The sequence below is a fragment of the Streptomyces sp. NPDC002520 genome (assembly GCF_053595235.1).
In genome coordinates, this window is sequence record NZ_JBSFXG010000037.1 from 41,786 (window position 1) to 59,850 (window position 18,065).

Sequence of the window (18,065 nt, forward strand, 5' to 3'; positions counted from 1 at the left end):
TCAGGAGGCTGCGGGGAGGCCTGAGATGGGAGCCACGAAGGACGGCTGGATACGGATTTGGGTGAACGGCGGCGGACCGTGTAATGTCTTCATCGCTCGCCCCAATAGCTCAGTCGGCAGAGCGTCTCCATGGTAAGGAGAAGGTCAACGGTTCGATTCCGTTTTGGGGCTCTGGTGTGAGAGATCCTCGTCGCGAGACGGGGTTCGATCTCATCAAAGCGGTGTAGCTCAGTCGGTAGAGCAAGCGGCTCATAATCGCTGTGTCACCGGTTCAAGTCCGGTCACCGCTACTGACAGTAGCCGATTGTGGGGTCGGTCCTTCGATCGGCTACTCTTTCTTGCGTTGAATCATTTCACCCGTTCGTCTTAGGAGCACTCACGTGGCTGCCACCGACGTCCGCCCGAAGATCACGCTGGCCTGCGTGGAGTGCAAGGAGCGGAACTACATCACCAAGAAGAACCGGCGTAACAACCCGGACCGTCTTGAGATGAAGAAGCACTGCCCGCGTTGCAACGCGCACACCGCGCACCGCGAGACGCGATAAATCAGGCTCGTACATGAGGCCGCCCCCGCAACTCGGGGGGCGGCCTCATGTCGTTTCACGAGCGGCTGAGACAGCGACGCCGCCGAGACCAGTGAGACCAGGAGGTGCCGGGCCATGGCGCTCGACCAGTCCTTCGTGGGGCGGACCTACCCGCCCACCGCGCCCTACGAGGTGGGCCGGGAGAAGATCCGTGAGTTCGCCGAGGCGGTCGGGGACACCAACCCCGTGTACACGGATCCGGAGGCCGCCAAGGCGTTCGGTCACTCCGATGTGATCGCCCCGCCGACCTTCGTGTTCTCCATCACCTTCCGTGCCGCCGGGCAGGTCGTCGAGGACCCCCAGCTCGGCCTGGACTACAGCCGAGTGGTGCACGGCGACCAGAAGTTCGCCTACAGCCGCCCCGTGCGCGCGGGCGACCGGCTGACCGTCACCTCCACCATCGAGGCGATCAAGTCCCTGGCGGGCAACGACATCCTGGACATCCGGGGTGAGGTGCACGACGAGGCGGGCGAGCACGTGGTGACCGCCCTGACCAAGCTGGTGGCCCGCGCGGCCGAGGAGGCGTGAGGTGCCGATGACGGCGAAGATCGCGTACGACGACGTCGAGGTCGGCACCGAACTGCCGGCCCGGACCTTCCCCGTGACCCGCGCCACGCTGGTGCGGTACGCGGGTGCCTCCGGGGACTTCAACCCCATCCACTGGAACGAGAGGTTCGCCAAGGAGGTGGGCCTGCCGGACGTCATCGCGCACGGCATGTTCACCATGGCCGAGGCGATCCGCGTGGTCACCGACTGGACCGGCGACCCGGGCGCGGTCGTGGAGTACGGCGTCCGCTTCACCAAGCCGGTCGTCGTACCCAACGACGACAAGGGCGCCGAGATCGAGGTCAGCGCCAAGGTCGCGGCCAAGCTCGACGACAACACGGTGCGCGTGGACCTGACCGCGACGAGCGGCGGCCAGAAGGTGCTGGGCATGTCCCGGGCGGTCGTACGACTGGCCTGACGGCTCCGGCCCGATGCGCCTGATGTACCTGATGTTCCCGATGTGCTGATGTAAGGGGCGTTTCCAACGGCGGGGCGCCCCTTGCGCGTACCGGTACGCGCAACCCCTTGACCTAGTTAGTGATTGAGTACTAACTTTCTGGACATGGTCAGGATGAGCGCCGAGGACCGGCGCGAGAGTGTCATTCGTGCCGCGATCGCCGAGTTCGCGCAGAGGGGCTACTACGGCACCTCGACCGAGGCGATCGCCAAGCGGGTCGGGGTCTCGCAGCCGTACCTCTTCCGGCTCTTCCCGGGCAAGAAGGCGATCTTCGCCGCCGCCTCGCTGCGCTGCGTCGAGGACACACGCCGTGTCTTCGCAGAGGCGTCCGAGGGGCTCACGGGGGAGGAGGCGCTGCATGCCATGGGCCAGGCGTACGTGCGGCTGATCCAGGAGCATCCGGAGAGGCTCCTGATGCAGATGCAGACGTACATCACGGTCGCGGCCGCCGAGGCCGAGGGCGACCAGGAGTTCGGCGAGGCGGTGCGGGCCAGCTGGATGCGGCTCTGGGAGACCGTGCATCTGCCCCTGGGGGCGGACGTGAACGGGACCACCGTCTTCATGGCCTACGGAATGCTCGTCAACACCCTGACCGCCATGGGGTTTCCGCCCGGCCATCAGGTCTGGCAGGGGATGTACCCGTCTGCTCAGCCTGACGGGTGGCAGGAGGAGTAGCGCGGCGGTCATGGGGCTCCGGCTCTCTCCTGGCCACAAAAGTTAGTCATCAATAACTAATCAACGATCACGCTCAACGCACGGGGGGAGCGATGTCAGCGATGTCACAGCAGACCGCGGCACCGAGCACCACAACATCACGCACGGGGGCCGTCTGGGTCCTCGTCATCACCAGCGTCGCCGGATTCATGGCGGCCCTCGACAACCTTGTCGTCACCACCGCGCTGCCCTCCATCCGGAAGGACCTCGGGGGCGCGCCGGACGACCTGGAGTGGACCGTGAGCGCCTACACGCTCACCTTCGCCGTCCTGCTGATGACCGGCGCCGCGCTCGGCGACCGGTTCGGACGGCGCCGGCTCTTCCTCGCCGGACTCACCGTCTTCACCGGCGCCTCCGCGGCCGCGGCCATGGCCCCCGACATCGACTACCTCATCGCCGCCCGCGCGGTCCAGGGCGTCGGCGCGGCCGTCATGATGCCGCTGACGCTCACCCTGCTGACAGCGGCCGTACCCGCCGCCAGGCGAGGGCTGGCGTACGGCATCTGGGGCGCCGTCAACGGTCTCGCGGTCGCCTCCGGGCCGCTCATCGGCGGCAGCCTCACGGAGCACGTCTCCTGGCACTGGATCTTCTGGCTGAACGTTCCGCTCGGCGTCGCCCTGCTGCCCCTGGCCCGCCTCCGGCTCGCGGAGTCCCACGGCACCGGCGCCCCGCTCGACGCCCCCGGCACCCTGCTCGCCAGCGGCGGTCTGTTCGGGATCGTGTACGGCCTCGTCCGCGGGCCCGCCAACGGCTGGACCAGCTCCCTCGTCCTGACCGGGCTGTTCGCGGGCAGTGCGCTGCTGGCCGGCTTCGTCCTCTACAGCGCACGGGCCGAGAACCCCATGCTCCCCATGCGGCTGTTCCGTGCCCGCGCCTTCTCGGGGATCAACGCCGCGAGCCTGCTGATGTTCCTCGGGATGTTCGGCTCGATCTTCCTGCTCAGCCAGTACATGCAGGGGGTGCTCGGCTACTCGCCCACCGAGGCGGGCCTGCGGATGCTGCCGTGGACGGGGATGCCGATGCTCGTCGCCCCCGTCGCCGGGATCCTCTCCGACCGCATCGGCGGCCGGCCGGTCGTCGCCGTCGGCCTGTTCCTCCAGGCCGCCGGGCTCGGCTACCTGGCCTCCGTGGTCAGGGCCGACGTCTCCTACGGCGCCCAGCTGCCCGGCCTGATCGTCAGCGGCGTCGGGATGGCGCTGTACTTCGCCCCCGCCGCCAACCTGGTGATGTCCAGCGTCCGCCCGCAGGAGCAGGGCATCGCCTCCGGCGCCAACAACGCGCTGCGTGAGGTGGGCGGCGCGCTCGGCATCGCCGTCATGTCGTCGATCTTCTCCGCGCAGGGCGGCTACGGGAGCGCGCAGGCCTTCGTGGACGGCCTGCGGCCCGCTCTGGTCACCGGCTCCGGGGTGATCGCCCTGGCGGCGGTCGCGGCGCTGGTGATCCCGGCCCGGCGGAGGGCGCGCAGCGACGTGGCCCCGGCCGAGCACGCTCCCGCACCGGCCGTCGAAGCCCTCTCCCTCTGACCCGCACGTGCAAGGCAGCAGACAGTCCACACGGCAAGGCAACAGGCAACAGGCAACGGAAGGAGAAACGGTCATGCCCACCCTGCCCTGGACCGCCCCGGCCCCCCGCCGGCCGGTGCCGAGGTCCACGTCTTCGCCTCGCGGTTCGAGACCCGCACCCTTGCCGGAGCCCTCCGGTTCTTCCTGCGCACGCCGGCCGTGTGGCGGCAGGTCGGCCGGGCGCCCGGCGCCTACGGGGCGTCGCTGAAGGCGCAGCCCCTGCGGCGGACGTTCTGGACCCTGTCCGCCGGGGAGTCGCCGGACGTGCTGCGCGCCTTCGCCCTCTCCGGCGCCCACGGACCGAGCGCCAGGGGCCTCGCCCCGCAGATGCGGGACGCCAAGTTCGCGAGCTGGCAGGCGTCGGGCGACGACCTGCCGGTGAGCCGGTCGGAGGCCTTCCGACGGCTGAGCTGAACTGAGCTGAGCCGGCGGGCCGTGATCACGAGCACGCGCGCAGGGCCCCGGTTCCCGGATCGGGGCCCCACGCGCGCGTGGCGCGAGCCGAGGGCCGGTGCCACCGGGCTGTCCGTGCCGTCTCGTAGTCTTGGGCGCGTGCAGGTACTCCACGACGCCCCCCTCGCCCCGCTGACCACCTTCCGGCTGGGCGGTCCCGCGGCCCGGCTGGTCACCGCCACCACCGACGCCGAGGTGATCGACGCCGTCCGCGAGGCCGACGACAGCGGGACCCCGCTGCTGGTCATCGGCGGCGGATCCAACCTGGTCATCGGCGACAAGGGCTTCGACGGCACCGCCCTGCTCATCGCCACCCGCGGCATCGAGCTGCGCGGCACCACGCTGGAGCTGGCGGCAGGCGAGGTGTGGACGGACGCCGTCGCCCGCACCGTCGAGGCCGGCCTCGCCGGTATCGAGTGCCTGGCCGGCATCCCGGGCTCCGCGGGCGCCACCCCGATCCAGAACGTGGGCGCCTACGGCCAGGAGGTCTCCTCGACGATCACCGAGGTGATCGCGTACGACCGCCGGGCCGGCGAGACCGTCACGCTGACGAACGAGGAGTGCGCCTTCTCGTACCGCCACAGCCGCTTCAAGGCCGACCCGGAGCGCTACGTCGTCCTGCGGGTCCGCTTCGAGCTGGAGGACGCCGACGGGCGGTCGGCGCCGATCCGGTACGCCGAGACGGCCCGCGCGCTCGGCGTGCGGACCGGCAACCGGGTCCCCCTGGCCGACGCCCGCGCGACCGTGCTGAAGCTGCGTGCCGGCAAGGGCATGGTCCTCGACCCCGAGGACCACGACAGCTGGTCCGCCGGGTCCTTCTTCACCAACCCGATCCTCACCGACGAGCAGTTCGCCGCGTTCCACGCGCGCGTGGGCGAGCGGCTCGGCGAGGGCGCCGAGCCGCCCGCCTACCCGGCGGGGGAGGGGCGCACCAAGACATCCGCGGCCTGGCTGATCGACAAGGCCGGCTTCACCAAGGGCTACGGCGCCGGCCCCGCCCGCATCTCCACCAAGCACACCCTCGCCCTCACCAACCGGGGTGACGCCACCACCGAGGACCTGCTGGCCCTGGCCCGCGAGGTCGTCGCCGGAGTCCGTGAGGCCTTCGGGATCACCCTGGTCAACGAGCCGGTGACGATCGGCGTGAGCCTGTAGGGGCCCGCCCCGGGGAGCCGGGGCGTGGGTCGCCCGCAACCGGCAGGACCCACAGGACCGGCAGGATCGCCCAGCCGCCCAGCCGCCCAGCCGCCCAGCCGCCCAGCCGCCCAGCCGCCCAGCCGCCCAGCCGCGCCGCCGGCTCGGGCCGGGCACCCCGCTGACCGTGCGCACCGACGAGGCGCGCACCGCGCGGGACGCCGCGTCCTGGCGCGCACGCCGGGAACGGGCAGACTTCCGGGACGAGCTGCGGCACGCCACGCACGCCCGCACGTTCTTCCTGTTCGGCAGCCGGGACGTGTTCGCCGAGACCGCCACCTGGTTCGCCCACGCGGCCGGCTGGGGCCCGCGCCACAAGCGCGTCGCCGAGGGAGCCTCCGCGCTGATGGCGGAGCTGCCGGCGCTGGTCCAGCCGCCCGGTGGCGGGCACCCCGCCGACGTCCTGGTCTGCTTCAAGCCCTATCCGCCCTACGCCCACTTCAGGCCGCCGGGCGCACCAGCCAGTCGTCGACGCCGGCCAGCAGCCGCTCCCTGACCTCCTCGGGCGCCGCCGAGGCCCGCACCGACTGGCGGGCCAGTTCCGCGAGTTCGGCGTCCGTGAAGGCGTGGTGGTGGCGGGCGATGTCGTACTGGGCGGCGAGGCGGGAACCGAAGAGCAGCGGGTCGTCGGCGCCGAGGGCCATCGGGACGCCGGCCTCGAACAAGGTGCGCAGCGGGACGTCCTCGGGCTTCTCGTAGACGCCCAGCGCCACGTTCGAGGCCGGGCAGACCTCGCAGGTCACGCCCCGGTCGGCCAGCCGCTTCAGCAGCCGCGGGTCCTCCGCCGCGCGCACCCCGTGGCCGATCCGCGAGGCGTGCAGATCGTCCAGGCAGTCGCGGACCGACGCCGGGCCGGTCAGCTCGCCGCCGTGCGGGGCCGACAGCAGGCCGCCCTCCCGGGCGATGTGGAAGGCCCGGTCGAAGTCCCGCGCCATGCCCCGCCGCTCGTCGTTGGACAGCCCGAAGCCCACCACGCCCCGGTCCGCGTACCGCACCGCCAGCCGGGCCAGCGTGCGCGCGTCCAGGGGGTGCTTCATACGGTTCGCGGCCACCAGCAGCCGCATCCCGAGCCCGGTGTCCCGGGACGTCGTCTCCACCGCGTCCAGGATGATCTCCAGCGCCGGGATCAGACCGCCCAGCCGGGGCGCGTACGACGTCGGGTCCACCTGGATCTCCAGCCAGCCCGAGCCGTCCCTCAGATCCTCCTCGGCGGCCTCCCGGACCAGCCGCTGGATGTCCTCGGGCTCCCGCAGGCACGAGCGCGCCGCGTCGTACAACCGCTGGAAGCGGAACCAGCCCCGCTCGTCCGTGGCCCGCAGCCTCGGCGGCTCCCCGCTGGTCAGCGCCTCCGTCAGCGCATCGGGCAGGCGCACGCCGTACTTGTCGGCCAGCTCCAGGACGGTCGCCGGCCGCATCGAGCCGGTGAAGTGCAGGTGCAGATGGGCTTTCGGCAGCTCAGAGACATCACGTACACGCTCCATCTGAAGATCCTGCCGTACGGGGATGTCTTCCCGGTAGCCGTTTCCCCGTTCGTGGTCTTGCTCGCACAAACGAAGCAGGGGCGGCGGGTGAACTCACCCGCCGCCCCTCACCGGACCGAGGACCGGAACGTCAGTCCCGCGCCTCCGCCAGCAGCTTCTGGATCCGGCTCACGCCCTCGACGAGGTCCTCGTCACCGAGCGCGTACGACAGCCGCAGGTAGCCCGGCGTGCCGAACGCCTCGCCCGGGACGACCGCGACCTCGGCCTCCTCCAGGATCAGCGCGGCCAGCTCCACGGAGTCCTTCGGACGCTGCCCGCGGATCTCCTTGCCGAGCAGGGCCCTGACCGACGGGTAGACGTAGAAGGCGCCCTCGGGCTCCGGGCAGAGCACACCGTCGATCTCGTTGAGCATCCGCACGATCGTGCGGCGGCGGCGGTCGAAGGCCTCGCGCATCTTCGCGACGGCCTCCAGGTCGCCGGAGACGGCGGCCAGCGCGGCCGCCTGGGCCACGTTGGAGACGTTCGAGGTGGCGTGCGACTGGAGGTTCGTCGCGGCCTTGACCACGTCCTTGGGGCCGATGAGCCAGCCCACGCGCCAGCCGGTCATGGCGTACGTCTTCGCCACACCGTTGACCACGATGCACTTGTCGCGCAGTTCGGGCACGACCGTGGGCAGCGAGGTGAACGTCGCGTCGCCGTAGACGAGGTGCTCGTAGATCTCGTCGGTCAGCACCCACAGGCCGTGCTCGACGGCCCAGCGGCCGATCGCCTCGGTCTCCTCGGCGCTGTAGACCGCGCCGGTGGGGTTGGACGGGGAGACGAAGAGCACGACCTTCGTCCTCTCCGTGCGCGCCGCCTCCAGCTGCTCGACCGAGACGCGGTAGCCGGTCGTCTCGTCGGCGACGACCTCCACCGGGACACCGCCGGCCAGGCGGATCGACTCCGGGTACGTCGTCCAGTACGGCGCCGGGACGATGACCTCGTCGCCCGGGTCGAGGATGGCGGCGAACGCCTCGTAGATGGCCTGCTTGCCGCCGTTGGTGACCAGGACCTGCGAGGCGTCGACCTCGTAGCCCGAGTCGCGCAGCGTCTTCGCGGCGATCGCGGCCTTCAGCTCGGGCAGGCCGCCGGCCGGCGTGTAGCGGTGGTACTTCGGGTTCTTGCAGGCCTCGATCGCGGCGGCGACGATGTAGTCCGGGGTCGGGAAGTCGGGCTCACCGGCACCGAAGCCGATCACCGGACGCCCGGCGGCCTTGAGGGCCTTGGCCTTGGCGTCCACGGCGAGGGTGGCGGACTCGGAGATCGCGCCGACTCGGGCGGAGACCCGGCGCTCGGTGGGAGGGGTTGCAGCGCTCATGGGGCCATCGTTCCAGACCGGAAATGTCCCCGGCACACGGGTTTCACAGACTGAACAGCCAAGGGTCGAGGCGTGAACAGTCATGCGAATCTCGCCCCCGGCCAGGACGATCTTCGGTCTCGGGGCTTCGGACGGGCGCTTTCTGTTCGACGCCGAGCCGCAGACCACGTACACTCTCACCTCGTTGGCCTCCAGCAGCCGCAGTACGGACGGTGCACACCGAGCACCCGCCCGAATGCGGTACGTTGGGGGACGGACAAAGGGTCGTAGCTCAATTGGTAGAGCACCGGTCTCCAAAACCGGCGGTTGGGGGTTCAAGTCCCTCCGGCCCTGCTACACACACCGCCAGGATGTGTGCGTACGTACAGCAATGCACCGCCGTGCGGCTCAGGAACCGGGCGCGGCACGGCCATACCCCGGGATCAGGTGAGGACGCATGACGGACGCCGTGGGCTCCATCGACACGCCTGATGCCCAGGACGAGGTGCCCGAGTCCAAGAAGAAGGCCCGCAAGGGCGGCAAGCGCGCCAAGAAGGGCCCGCTGAAGCGCCTCGCGATCTTCTACCGCCAGATCGTCGCGGAACTCCGCAAGGTCGTCTGGCCGTCGCGTAACCAGCTGACGTCGTACACCACCGTGGTGATCTTCTTCGTCGCCATCATGATCGCCCTGGTGACCGTGATTGACTATGGGCTCAACCACGCGGCCAAGTACGTTTTCGGCTGAGCCAAGAGCGAAGGGCGCCGTGGTACCGGCGCCCCTTTTCGCATGTTCCACCCCTATGTATCCAGGAAGAAGCAGCCATCGTGTCTGACCCGAACCTGAACGACGACGCCACCGAGCCTCGCGCTGCTGCTGCCGAGACGGTGGACGACGAGCTCGACATCGTCGAGGGCGCGGACGAGCAGGACGAGTTCGAGGCTGCCGAGACCGAGGCGGAGGAGCCGGCCGAGGAGGCCGCGCTGCACGCCGAGGACGAGGACGTCGAGACCGACGAGGTCGAGGCCGACGAGGTCGAGACCGAGGACGTCGAGGCCGAGGACGGCGAGGAAGCCGCCGCCGAGGTCGTCGAGGAAGAGCCGGCCGAGCCCGTCGACCCGGTCCAGGCCCTGCGCGAGGAACTGCGCACGCTGCCCGGCGAGTGGTACGTCATCCACACCTACGCCGGTTACGAGAACCGCGTGAAGACCAACCTGGAGCAGCGCGCCGTCTCGCTGAACGTCGAGGACTACATCTTCCAGGCCGAGGTGCCGCAGGAAGAGGTCGTCCAGATCAAGAACGGCGACCGCAAGACGATCAAGCAGAACAAGCTGCCGGGTTACGTCCTGGTCCGCATGGACCTGACGAACGAGTCCTGGGGCGTCGTCCGCAACACCCCGGGCGTCACCGGCTTCGTCGGCAACGCCTACGACCCGTACCCGCTGACCCTGGACGAGATCGTCAAGATGCTCGCCCCGGAGGCCGAGGAGAAGGCCGCCCGCGAGGCCGCCGAGGCCGAGGGCAAGCCTGCCCCGCAGCGCAAGGTCGAGGTCCAGGTGCTGGACTTCGAGGTCGGCGACTCGGTCACCGTCACCGACGGCCCGTTCGCCACGCTCCAGGCAACCATCAACGAGATCAACCCCGACTCGAAGAAGGTCAAGGGCCTGGTCGAGATCTTCGGTCGCGAGACGCCGGTCGAGCTGAGCTTCGACCAGATCCAGAAGAACTGACGCCTTTCGGCGAACTGAGCCACCGGCCGGGTCGGACGAGCTGTCACAGCTCGTCTGACCTGCTCGGTTTTTGGCCGCACATCCATACCCGTTATCGTTGTGCGGTATGCCTGCGTCCGGGTGGTCCCTGGAAGCGGGCAGGACCCGAATTGAAAGGACCCGGAGAGCCATGCCTCCCAAGAAGAAGAAGGTCACGGGGCTCATCAAGCTCCAGATCCAGGCCGGCGCCGCCAACCCGGCCCCGCCGGTCGGCCCCGCGCTGGGTCAGCACGGCGTCAACATCATGGAGTTCTGCAAGGCCTACAACGCCGCGACCGAGTCGCAGCGTGGCTGGGTCATCCCGGTGGAGATCACGGTCTACGAGGACCGTTCCTTCACCTTCGTGACCAAGACGCCGCCGGCCGCCAAGATGATCCTCAAGGCCGCGGGCGTCGAGAAGGGCTCCGGCGAGCCGCACAAGACCAAGGTCGCCAAGATCACCGAGGCGCAGGTCCGCGAGATCGCCACGACGAAGATGCCCGACCTCAACGCCAACGACCTGGACGCCGCCGCGAAGATCATCGCCGGTACCGCGCGTTCCATGGGCGTCACGGTCGAGGGCTGAACCCCACCTTCGTAGAACCATGCAGCTGCCGAATACGCAGCCGCACGTGGTAGGGCCTGCTCGGCCCGTACACCACGACTCCTCACCGAACACACAGGAGCAGTTGTGAGCAAGCGCAGCAAGGCTCTCCGCGCTGCGGACGCCAAGGTCGACCGGGAGAAGCTGTACGCCCCGCTCGAGGCCGTCCGTCTCGCCAAGGAGACCTCCACGTCCAAGTTCGACGGCACCGTCGAGGTCGCCTTCCGTCTGGGTGTCGACCCGCGTAAGGCCGACCAGATGGTCCGTGGCACCGTGAACCTTCCGCACGGCACCGGTAAGACCGCCCGGGTCCTGGTCTTCGCGACCGGTGACCGTGCCGAGGCCGCGCGTGCCGCGGGCGCCGACATCGTCGGCGCCGACGAGCTGATCGACGAGGTGGCGAAGGGCCGTCTGGACTTCGACGCCGTCGTCGCCACCCCGGACCTCATGGGCAAGGTCGGCCGCCTCGGCCGCGTCCTCGGCCCCCGTGGTCTGATGCCGAACCCGAAGACCGGCACCGTGACCCCGGACACCGCCAAGGCTGTGACCGAGATCAAGGGCGGCAAGATCGAGTTCCGCGTCGACAAGCACTCGAACCTGCACTTCATCATCGGCAAGACGTCGTTCGACGACACCCAGCTGGTGGAGAACTACGGCGCGGCCCTGGAGGAGATCCTCCGTCTGAAGCCGTCCGCCGCCAAGGGTCGCTACATCAAGAAGGCCGCCATCAGCACCACGATGGGCCCCGGCATTCCGCTCGACTCGAACCGCACCCGTAACCTCCTCACCGAGGAGGACCCGGCCGCCGTCTGAGCCCCGCTCACCCGGTAGCCGCGTCACGGACGCGTCAGCGAAAAGGGCGGACCCCGCAACCTTCGAGGTGCGGGGTCCGTCCTTTTCGCTGTACGGCCTTGCGCACGACCGCTGTGTGTAAGGCCTTTCGCGCGACTGTCGGTCGCCTGGGCTACGGTTCTGGCACAGGACACGCATAGGGGTGGGGGCTACATGAAGAGCACGACCGTTCGCCGGGTGACCCTGTCGACAGCCGTGGTGACCGCGCTGGCCGGGGTGGCCGCGTGCGGCACCGACTCCGGGAAGGGCGACAAGGCGGTCGGCAGGAGCCTCACGCACGTCAGCCCCGTCGCGGCCCTGCGTTCCGCGGAGAAGTCCACCGACAAGGCGGACTCGGCCAAGGTCCGCTCCACCATGGAGATCGGCACCGCCGTGACCATGTCGGCCGACGGCACCCTGTCCTGGGGCGACGGCCTCAAGGGCAACCTCACCGTCAACTACACCGGCGGCAGGCTGGCCGAGGCGATGCGCAAGGCCGGCACGGCCTCGATGCAGGCCCGCTATCTGCCGGACGCCTACTACGCCAGGATGAGCGAGAAGTTCGCCCAGCAGTTCGGCGGCAAGCACTGGATCAGGTACGCGTACGCCGACCTGGCCGCGCTCGGCGGCGGCTCAGGCGCGTACATGAAGGACCAGATGCAGAACAGCACGCCGAACCAGTCGGTGCGGCTGCTGCTGGCCTCCGGTGACGTGAAAAAGGCCGGTGAGGAGACCGTCTCCGGCCAGCACACCACGCACTACTCGGGCACGGTGAACGTGGCCGACCTGGCCGGCAGGACCAACCACAACCTCACCGCCTCCCAGCTGGGCTCCCTGAAGAAGCAGCTCGAGAAGGCCGGCGTCACCACGGAGACCGTCGACATCTGGGTCAACGACCAGAACCTGATGGTCAAGAAGACCGAGAAGGCCGACATGGCGGCCGGCCGCATGGTCAGCACCGCCTACTACAGCGACTACGGCGTCAAGGTCGCAGCCGTGGCGCCCCCGGCCTCCGACACCGAGGACTTCAAGGACCTGATGCGCGCCGGCGGCATGACGCCGGGCGGCCCGGACACCAGCAGCGGCAGCAGCACCAGCGCAGCCTCCTGAGGCGGCAGCGCCTTCGGATCCCAGGGACCGGGGCCGCCGAGAGCCCGATTTGCTCGACGGCGTCCCGGTCCCGTACTCTTCCACCGAAGCCAAAGACCGCTGGTCGTTGCCGCACGCTCCAACGAGGGTGTGGTGGCCGAAGGATCCGCTGAAAAGTGGGCGACCCGCGCAGGTGTCAGTGGAAGTACTCCCGGAGCAGACGCGAGAGCGTGTGCCGCCGGTCGAGTCCGCCCCGTGCGCCTGCGCCGGGGCGTTTGTTTTGCCCAGTCCTCCTTCGGGTCCGCGCGGTCCGAATCACCCGGAAGGAGGCCGAGGCTCTATGGCGAGGCCCGACAAGGCTGCCGCGGTTGCGGAGCTGACGGACAAGTTCCGCAGCTCCAACGCCGCCGTGCTGACCGAGTACCGCGGTCTCACCGTGGCGCAGCTCAAGACGCTGCGCCGGTCGCTCGGTGAGAACGCCCAGTACGCCGTGGTGAAGAACACGCTGACCAAGATCGCGGCCAAGGAGGCCGGGATCACGCTGGAGGACCAGCTCTTCGCTGGCCCGACGGCCGTCGCCTTCGTCACCGGTGACCCGGTGGTGTCGGCGAAGGGTCTTCGTGACTTCGCCAAGGACAACCCGAATCTCGTCATCAAGGGCGGTGTCCTTGACGGCAAGGCGCTCAGCGCCGACGAGATCAAGAAGCTTGCGGACCTCGAGTCCCGCGAGGTTCTGCTCAGCAAGCTGGCCGGTGCCTTCAAGGGCAAGCAGTCCCAGGCTGCTCAGCTCTTCCAGGCGCTGCCGTCGAAGCTCGTCCGCACCGTGGACGCGCTGCGCGCCAAGCAGGCCGAGCAGGGCGGTGCCGAGTAATTCGGCTCGCTTTCTGACCTTGGCCGCCTAGGCGGCACGGGTCGCAGCGGGCCGACGTACGCCCGCCTTACCCAGTACATCCGGCACCTGCCGAATTAGTGGAAGGATCGCCCATCATGGCGAAGCTCAGCCAGGAAGACCTGCTCGCGCAGTTCGAGGAGATGACCCTCATCGAGCTCTCCGAGTTCGTGAAGGCCTTCGAGGAGAAGTTCGACGTCACCGCCGCCGCCGCGGTCGCCGTCGCCGCCCCGGGCGCCCCGGGTGCCCCGGCCGAGGCCGTCGAGGAGAAGGACGAGTTCGACGTCATCCTCACCGGCGCCGGCGACAAGAAGATCCAGGTCATCAAGGTCGTGCGTGAGCTGACCTCGCTGGGTCTGAAGGAGGCCAAGGACCTCGTCGACGGTGCCCCGAAGCCCGTCCTCGAGAAGGTCGCCAAGGACGCCGCCGAGAAGGCCGCCGAGTCCCTCAAGGGCGCCGGTGCCTCCGTCGAGGTCAAGTAAGACCTTCCGGGGTTCCTCGAACCTCGCTGCGCGCTGAACACGGCCCGGTAGGGCTGTAACGCGAACGCACCGAAGAGCGATCATCCATCCGGGTGGTCGCTCTTCGGCGTGTTCGGAGGGCCGTCCACGGTTGCCTTGCGCTCGCGATGGCGAGGGGTATGGTGATCTTCGTCGTGTCTCAGGACGGCCCTGTTCCGGCAGGGGGGCCTTGACGAACCGCACGCAGCGCGCAATTCTCAGGACGCGTCGTCACAAGGATCCGAATCCGAGGCATGGATCGACGACGAAGAGGGCAGTATCAACGTGCGTTGAGGGCAACATCCCGAGGACGTGACGAGGGCGTTGGGAAAAACGAGGGTCTCGCAAAACCCGCACTGGACATCAGTGTGCCAAGTGGCTACACTGTCCCTTTGCGCTGCCTGTTAGCTGTCCCCTGCCCGTCACCAGGGGTCTGCCCTCACTCGAGCACCGATGGCCGAAGCCCCTCCGACCTGGGGTTTCCGTCTCCGTGCATGGGAGAGGGACCGGTACGCGCGTAGTGAGTCCGAGCCCTCGGAAGGACCCCCTCTTGGCCGCCTCGCGCAACGCCTCGACCGCGAATACGAACAACGGCGCCAGCACCGCCCCGCTGCGCATCTCCTTTGCAAAGATCAAGGAGCCTCTCGAGGTTCCGAACCTGCTCGCGCTGCAGACCGAGAGCTTCGACTGGCTGCTCGGCAACACAGCTTGGCAGAGTCGGGTCGAGGAGGCTCTTGAGAACGGTCAGGACGTCCCCACCAAGTCCGGTCTGGAGGAGATCTTCGAGGAGATCTCCCCGATCGAGGACTTCTCCGGGTCGATGTCCCTGACGTTCCGGGACCACCGCTTCGAGCCGCCGAAGAACTCCATCGACGAGTGCAAGGAGCGCGACTTCACGTACGCCGCCCCGCTCTTCGTCACCGCCGAGTTCACCAACAACGAGACCGGTGAGATCAAGTCCCAGACGGTCTTCATGGGCGACTTCCCGCTCATGACGAACAAGGGCACCTTCGTCATCAACGGCACCGAGCGTGTCGTTGTGTCTCAGCTGGTCCGTTCCCCCGGTGTCTACTTCGACTCCTCCATCGACAAGACGTCCGACAAGGACATCTTCTCCGCCAAGATCATCCCGTCCCGGGGTGCCTGGCTGGAGATGGAGATCGACAAGCGCGACATGGTCGGTGTCCGTATCGACCGCAAGCGCAAGCAGTCGGTCACCGTGCTGCTCAAGGCGCTCGGCTGGACCACCGAGCAGATCCTCGAGGAGTTCGGCGAGTACGAGTCGATGCGCGCCACCCTGGAGAAGGACCACACCCAGGGCCAGGACGACGCGCTGCTGGACATCTACCGCAAGCTGCGTCCGGGCGAGCCCCCCACGCGTGAGGCCGCGCAGACGCTGCTCGAGAACCTCTACTTCAACCCGAAGCGCTACGACCTCGCCAAGGTCGGCCGCTACAAGGTCAACAAGAAGCTGGGTGCGGACGCTCCGCTCGACGCGGGCATCCTGACCGTCGAGGACGTCATCTCGACGATCAAGTACCTGGTCAAGCTGCACGCGGGCGAGACCGAGACCACCGGTGACAGCGGTGGCACGATCGTCGTCGAGACCGACGACATCGACCACTTCGGCAACCGTCGTCTGCGCAGCGTCGGCGAGCTCATCCAGAACCAGGTCCGTACGGGTCTCGCCCGTATGGAGCGTGTCGTGCGCGAGCGCATGACCACCCAGGACGTCGAGGCGATCACGCCGCAGACCCTGATCAACATCCGGCCGGTCGTCGCCTCCATCAAGGAGTTCTTCGGCACCAGCCAGCTGTCCCAGTTCATGGACCAGAACAACCCGCTGTCGGGTCTCACCCACAAGCGCCGTCTGTCGGCGCTCGGTCCGGGTGGTCTCTCCCGCGAGCGGGCCGGCTTCGAGGTCCGTGACGTGCACCCGTCGCACTACGGCCGCATGTGCCCGATCGAGACCCCTGAAGGCCCGAACATCGGTCTGATCGGCTCGCTCGCCTCCTACGGCCGGGTCAACGCGTTCGGCTTCGTCGAGACGCCGTACCGCAAGGTCATCGACGGCCAGGTCACCGACGAGGTCGACTACCTGACCGCCGACGAAGAGGACCGGTTCGTCATCGCGCAGGCCAACGCGCCGCTGACCGACGAGCTCCGCTTCGCCGAGAACCGCGTGCTCGTCCGCCGCCGTGGCGGCGAGGTCGACTACGTCGGCGGCGAGGACGTCGACTACATGGACGTCTCGCCGCGCCAGATGGTGTCGGTCGCGACCGCCATGATCCCGTTCCTCGAGCACGACGACGCCAACCGTGCCCTCATGGGCGCGAACATGATGCGTCAGGCCGTGCCGCTGATCAAGTCCGAGGCCCCGCTCGTCGGCACCGGCATGGAGTACCGCTCCGCGGTCGACGCCGGCGACGTGGTCAAGGCCGAGAAGGCGGGTGTGGTCCAGGAGGTCTCCGCCGACTACATCACCACCACGAACGACGACGGCACGTACATCACGTACCGCCTGCACAAGTTCTCGCGCTCCAACCAGGGCACCTCGGTCAACCAGAAGGTCATCGTCAACGAGGGCGACCGGATCATCGAGGGCCAGGTCCTCGCCGACGGTCCGGCCACCGAGAACGGTGAGATGGCCCTGGGCAAGAACCTGCTCGTGGCGTTCATGCCGTGGGAGGGTCACAACTACGAGGACGCGATCATCCTGTCGCAGCGCCTCGTGCAGGACGACGTCCTCTCCTCGATCCACATCGAGGAGCACGAGGTCGACGCCCGTGACACCAAGCTCGGCCCCGAGGAGATCACCCGGGACATCCCGAACGTCTCCGAGGAGGTCCTCGCGGACCTGGACGAGCGCGGCATCATCCGTATCGGTGCCGAGGTCATCGCCGGTGACATCCTCGTCGGCAAGGTCACCCCGAAGGGTGAGACCGAGCTGACCCCCGAGGAGCGTCTGCTGCGCGCGATCTTCGGTGAGAAGGCCCGTGAGGTCCGTGACACCTCGCTGAAGGTGCCGCACGGCGAGACCGGCAAGGTCATCGGCGTCCGCGTCTTCGACCGTGAGGAGGGCGACGAGCTGCCGCCGGGCGTGAACCAGCTGGTTCGTGTCTACGTGGCGCAGAAGCGCAAGATCACCGACGGTGACAAGCTCGCCGGCCGGCACGGCAACAAGGGTGTCATCTCCAAGATCCTGCCGATCGAGGACATGCCGTTCCTGGAGGACGGCACCCCGGTCGACATCATCCTCAACCCGCTGGGTGTGCCGTCCCGAATGAACCCGGGACAGGTCCTGGAGATCCACCTCGGCTGGCTCGCCAGCCGCGGCTGGGACGTCTCCGGCCTCGCGGACGAGTGGGCCCAGCGCCTGCAGGCCATCGGTGCCGACCAGGTCGCCCCGCGCACCAACGTCGCCACCCCGGTCTTCGACGGCGCGCGTGAGGACGAGCTCGCGGGTCTGCTCCAGCACACCATCCCGAACCGCGACGGCGAGCGCATGGTGCTCCCGACCGGTAAGGCGAGGCTGTTCGACGGCCGCTCCGGCGAGCCGTTCCCGGACCCGATCTCCGTCGGGTACATGTACATCCTCAAGCTCCACCACCTGGTCGACGACAAGCTGCACGCCCGTTCGACCGGTCCGTACTCGATGATCACCCAGCAGCCGCTGGGTGGTAAGGCCCAGTTCGGTGGCCAGCGGTTCGGTGAGATGGAGGTGTGGGCCCTCGAGGCCTACGGCGCCGCGTACGCCCTCCAGGAGCTGCTGACCATCAAGTCCGACGACGTCACCGGCCGCGTGAAGGTCTACGAGGCCATCGTCAAGGGCGAGAACATCCCCGAGCCCGGCATCCCCGAGTCCTTCAAGGTGCTCATCAAGGAGATGCAGTCCCTGTGCCTCAACGTGGAGGTGCTGTCCTCGGACGGCATGTCCATCGAGATGCGCGACACCGACGAGGACGTCTTCCGCGCTGCGGAGGAGCTCGGCATCGACCTGTCCCGGCGCGAGCCGAGCAGCGTCGAAGAGGTCTGACGGGAGTCCGGTAGGGGCCCAGCAACGGGCCCCTGCCGACCCC

Annotated in this window: 16 protein-coding genes, 3 tRNA genes and 2 pseudogenes; 19 read left to right on the forward strand and 2 right to left on the reverse strand. The window is 68.8% G+C overall.

The genetic code is table 11. The annotated features are described in order from the left end of the window. Positions 1 to 98 precede the first annotated feature (98 nt). The 10 genes and pseudogenes from ACWD5D_RS35590 to ACWD5D_RS35635 all read left to right on the forward strand — a co-directional run. Positions 99 to 171 (forward strand) — tRNA-Thr (locus tag ACWD5D_RS35590). Between the two features lie 46 nt (positions 172 to 217). Continuing rightward, a tRNA-Met gene (locus ACWD5D_RS35595) sits at positions 218 to 290 on the forward strand. Between the two features lie 90 nt (positions 291 to 380). Continuing rightward, the gene (gene rpmG / locus ACWD5D_RS35600) at positions 381 to 545 is read left to right on the forward strand and encodes a 50S ribosomal protein L33 (RefSeq protein WP_003948671.1); all 165 of its coding nucleotides are present in this window, start codon (positions 381 to 383) and stop codon (positions 543 to 545) included. A 114-nt stretch (positions 546 to 659) separates the two neighbouring features. Further along, positions 660 to 1,112, forward strand: a complete 453-nt coding sequence (locus tag ACWD5D_RS35605) for an FAS1-like dehydratase domain-containing protein (RefSeq protein ID WP_451376950.1) — start codon at positions 660 to 662, stop codon at positions 1,110 to 1,112. A 7-nt stretch (positions 1,113 to 1,119) separates the two neighbouring features. Beyond that, positions 1,120 to 1,548 carry a MaoC family dehydratase gene (locus tag ACWD5D_RS35610; RefSeq protein ID WP_451376951.1) on the forward strand — a complete coding sequence of 143 codons (429 nt, stop codon included), beginning with the start codon at positions 1,120 to 1,122 and terminating at the stop codon, positions 1,546 to 1,548. Positions 1,549 to 1,692: 144 nt separating this feature from the next. Then, positions 1,693 to 2,262, forward strand: a complete 570-nt coding sequence (locus ACWD5D_RS35615) for a TetR/AcrR family transcriptional regulator (RefSeq protein ID WP_451376952.1) — start codon at positions 1,693 to 1,695, stop codon at positions 2,260 to 2,262. 101 nt (positions 2,263 to 2,363) lie between these two features. Beyond that, on the forward strand, positions 2,364 to 3,824 hold the full coding sequence (locus ACWD5D_RS35620) for a DHA2 family efflux MFS transporter permease subunit (RefSeq protein WP_451376953.1): 1,461 nt from the start codon (positions 2,364 to 2,366) through the stop codon (positions 3,822 to 3,824). A gap of 73 nt (positions 3,825 to 3,897) precedes the next feature. Next, positions 3,898 to 4,277: pseudogene (locus ACWD5D_RS35625) on the forward strand (DUF3291 domain-containing protein). Positions 4,278 to 4,415: 138 nt separating this feature from the next. Next, the gene (locus tag ACWD5D_RS35630; protein ID WP_451376954.1) at positions 4,416 to 5,471 is read left to right on the forward strand and encodes a UDP-N-acetylmuramate dehydrogenase; all 1,056 of its coding nucleotides are present in this window, start codon (positions 4,416 to 4,418) and stop codon (positions 5,469 to 5,471) included. Between the two features lie 115 nt (positions 5,472 to 5,586). Continuing rightward, positions 5,587 to 6,006 (forward strand): annotated as a pseudogene (locus ACWD5D_RS35635) (hypothetical protein); the annotation flags it as partial. Here the strand turns inward: ACWD5D_RS35635 and ACWD5D_RS35640 are convergent. After that, positions 5,951 to 6,991 (reverse strand): adenosine deaminase, encoded by a 1,041-nt coding sequence (locus ACWD5D_RS35640; RefSeq protein ID WP_451376955.1) that lies wholly within the window; start codon positions 6,989 to 6,991, stop codon positions 5,951 to 5,953. The pseudogene ACWD5D_RS35635 and the gene ACWD5D_RS35640 overlap by 56 nt on opposite strands. A gap of 130 nt (positions 6,992 to 7,121) precedes the next feature. Then, positions 7,122 to 8,348 (reverse strand): pyridoxal phosphate-dependent aminotransferase, encoded by a 1,227-nt coding sequence (locus ACWD5D_RS35645; protein WP_451376956.1) that lies wholly within the window; start codon positions 8,346 to 8,348, stop codon positions 7,122 to 7,124. 260 nt (positions 8,349 to 8,608) lie between these two features. Between ACWD5D_RS35645 and ACWD5D_RS35650 the strand changes: the two genes are divergently transcribed. From ACWD5D_RS35650 to rpoB, 9 genes are all read left to right on the forward strand, one after another. Beyond that, positions 8,609 to 8,681: transfer RNA gene (locus ACWD5D_RS35650), tRNA-Trp, on the forward strand. Between the two features lie 103 nt (positions 8,682 to 8,784). Beyond that, on the forward strand, positions 8,785 to 9,072 hold the full coding sequence (secE, locus tag ACWD5D_RS35655; protein WP_451376957.1) for a preprotein translocase subunit SecE: 288 nt from the start codon (positions 8,785 to 8,787) through the stop codon (positions 9,070 to 9,072). An 80-nt stretch (positions 9,073 to 9,152) separates the two neighbouring features. After that, positions 9,153 to 10,055 (forward strand): transcription termination/antitermination protein NusG, encoded by a 903-nt coding sequence (gene nusG / locus ACWD5D_RS35660; RefSeq protein WP_451376958.1) that lies wholly within the window; start codon positions 9,153 to 9,155, stop codon positions 10,053 to 10,055. A 169-nt stretch (positions 10,056 to 10,224) separates the two neighbouring features. Continuing rightward, complete coding sequence (rplK, locus tag ACWD5D_RS35665) at positions 10,225 to 10,659, forward strand: 50S ribosomal protein L11 (RefSeq protein ID WP_046419431.1); 435 nt, start codon at positions 10,225 to 10,227, stop codon at positions 10,657 to 10,659. Positions 10,660 to 10,764: 105 nt separating this feature from the next. After that, positions 10,765 to 11,490, forward strand: a complete 726-nt coding sequence (gene rplA / locus ACWD5D_RS35670) for a 50S ribosomal protein L1 (protein ID WP_451376959.1) — start codon at positions 10,765 to 10,767, stop codon at positions 11,488 to 11,490. A gap of 192 nt (positions 11,491 to 11,682) precedes the next feature. Next, positions 11,683 to 12,618 (forward strand): hypothetical protein, encoded by a 936-nt coding sequence (locus ACWD5D_RS35675; RefSeq protein ID WP_451376960.1) that lies wholly within the window; start codon positions 11,683 to 11,685, stop codon positions 12,616 to 12,618. Between the two features lie 319 nt (positions 12,619 to 12,937). Further along, entirely contained in the window at positions 12,938 to 13,468 is a 531-nt protein-coding gene (gene rplJ, locus ACWD5D_RS35680; protein WP_451376961.1) for a 50S ribosomal protein L10, read from the forward strand. A gap of 116 nt (positions 13,469 to 13,584) precedes the next feature. Next, positions 13,585 to 13,968 (forward strand): 50S ribosomal protein L7/L12, encoded by a 384-nt coding sequence (rplL, locus tag ACWD5D_RS35685; RefSeq protein ID WP_451376962.1) that lies wholly within the window; start codon positions 13,585 to 13,587, stop codon positions 13,966 to 13,968. A 568-nt stretch (positions 13,969 to 14,536) separates the two neighbouring features. Then, positions 14,537 to 18,022 carry a DNA-directed RNA polymerase subunit beta gene (gene rpoB / locus ACWD5D_RS35690; protein WP_451376963.1) on the forward strand — a complete coding sequence of 1,162 codons (3,486 nt, stop codon included), beginning with the start codon at positions 14,537 to 14,539 and terminating at the stop codon, positions 18,020 to 18,022. The last annotated feature ends 43 nt before the right edge of the window (positions 18,023 to 18,065 follow it).

What these genes read in the sequence shown, in the direction of transcription:
- ACWD5D_RS35605 (WP_451376950.1), top strand. Translation starts at nt 660, where the DNA reads ATGGCGCTCGACCAGTCCTTCGTGGGGCGGACCTACCCGCCCACCGCG.
- ACWD5D_RS35610 (WP_451376951.1), top strand. Translation starts at nt 1,120, where the DNA reads ATGACGGCGAAGATCGCGTACGACGACGTCGAGGTCGGCACCGAACTG.
- ACWD5D_RS35615 (WP_451376952.1), top strand. Translation starts at nt 1,693, where the DNA reads ATGGTCAGGATGAGCGCCGAGGACCGGCGCGAGAGTGTCATTCGTGCC.
- ACWD5D_RS35620 (WP_451376953.1), top strand. Translation starts at nt 2,364, where the DNA reads ATGTCACAGCAGACCGCGGCACCGAGCACCACAACATCACGCACGGGG.
- ACWD5D_RS35640 (WP_451376955.1), bottom strand. Translation starts at nt 6,991, where the DNA reads ATGGAGCGTGTACGTGATGTCTCTGAGCTGCCGAAAGCCCATCTGCAC.
- ACWD5D_RS35645 (WP_451376956.1), bottom strand. Translation starts at nt 8,348, where the DNA reads ATGAGCGCTGCAACCCCTCCCACCGAGCGCCGGGTCTCCGCCCGAGTC.
- secE (WP_451376957.1), top strand. Translation starts at nt 8,785, where the DNA reads ATGACGGACGCCGTGGGCTCCATCGACACGCCTGATGCCCAGGACGAG.
- rplK (WP_046419431.1), top strand. Translation starts at nt 10,225, where the DNA reads ATGCCTCCCAAGAAGAAGAAGGTCACGGGGCTCATCAAGCTCCAGATC.
- ACWD5D_RS35675 (WP_451376960.1), top strand. Translation starts at nt 11,683, where the DNA reads ATGAAGAGCACGACCGTTCGCCGGGTGACCCTGTCGACAGCCGTGGTG.
- rplJ (WP_451376961.1), top strand. Translation starts at nt 12,938, where the DNA reads ATGGCGAGGCCCGACAAGGCTGCCGCGGTTGCGGAGCTGACGGACAAG.
- rplL (WP_451376962.1), top strand. Translation starts at nt 13,585, where the DNA reads ATGGCGAAGCTCAGCCAGGAAGACCTGCTCGCGCAGTTCGAGGAGATG.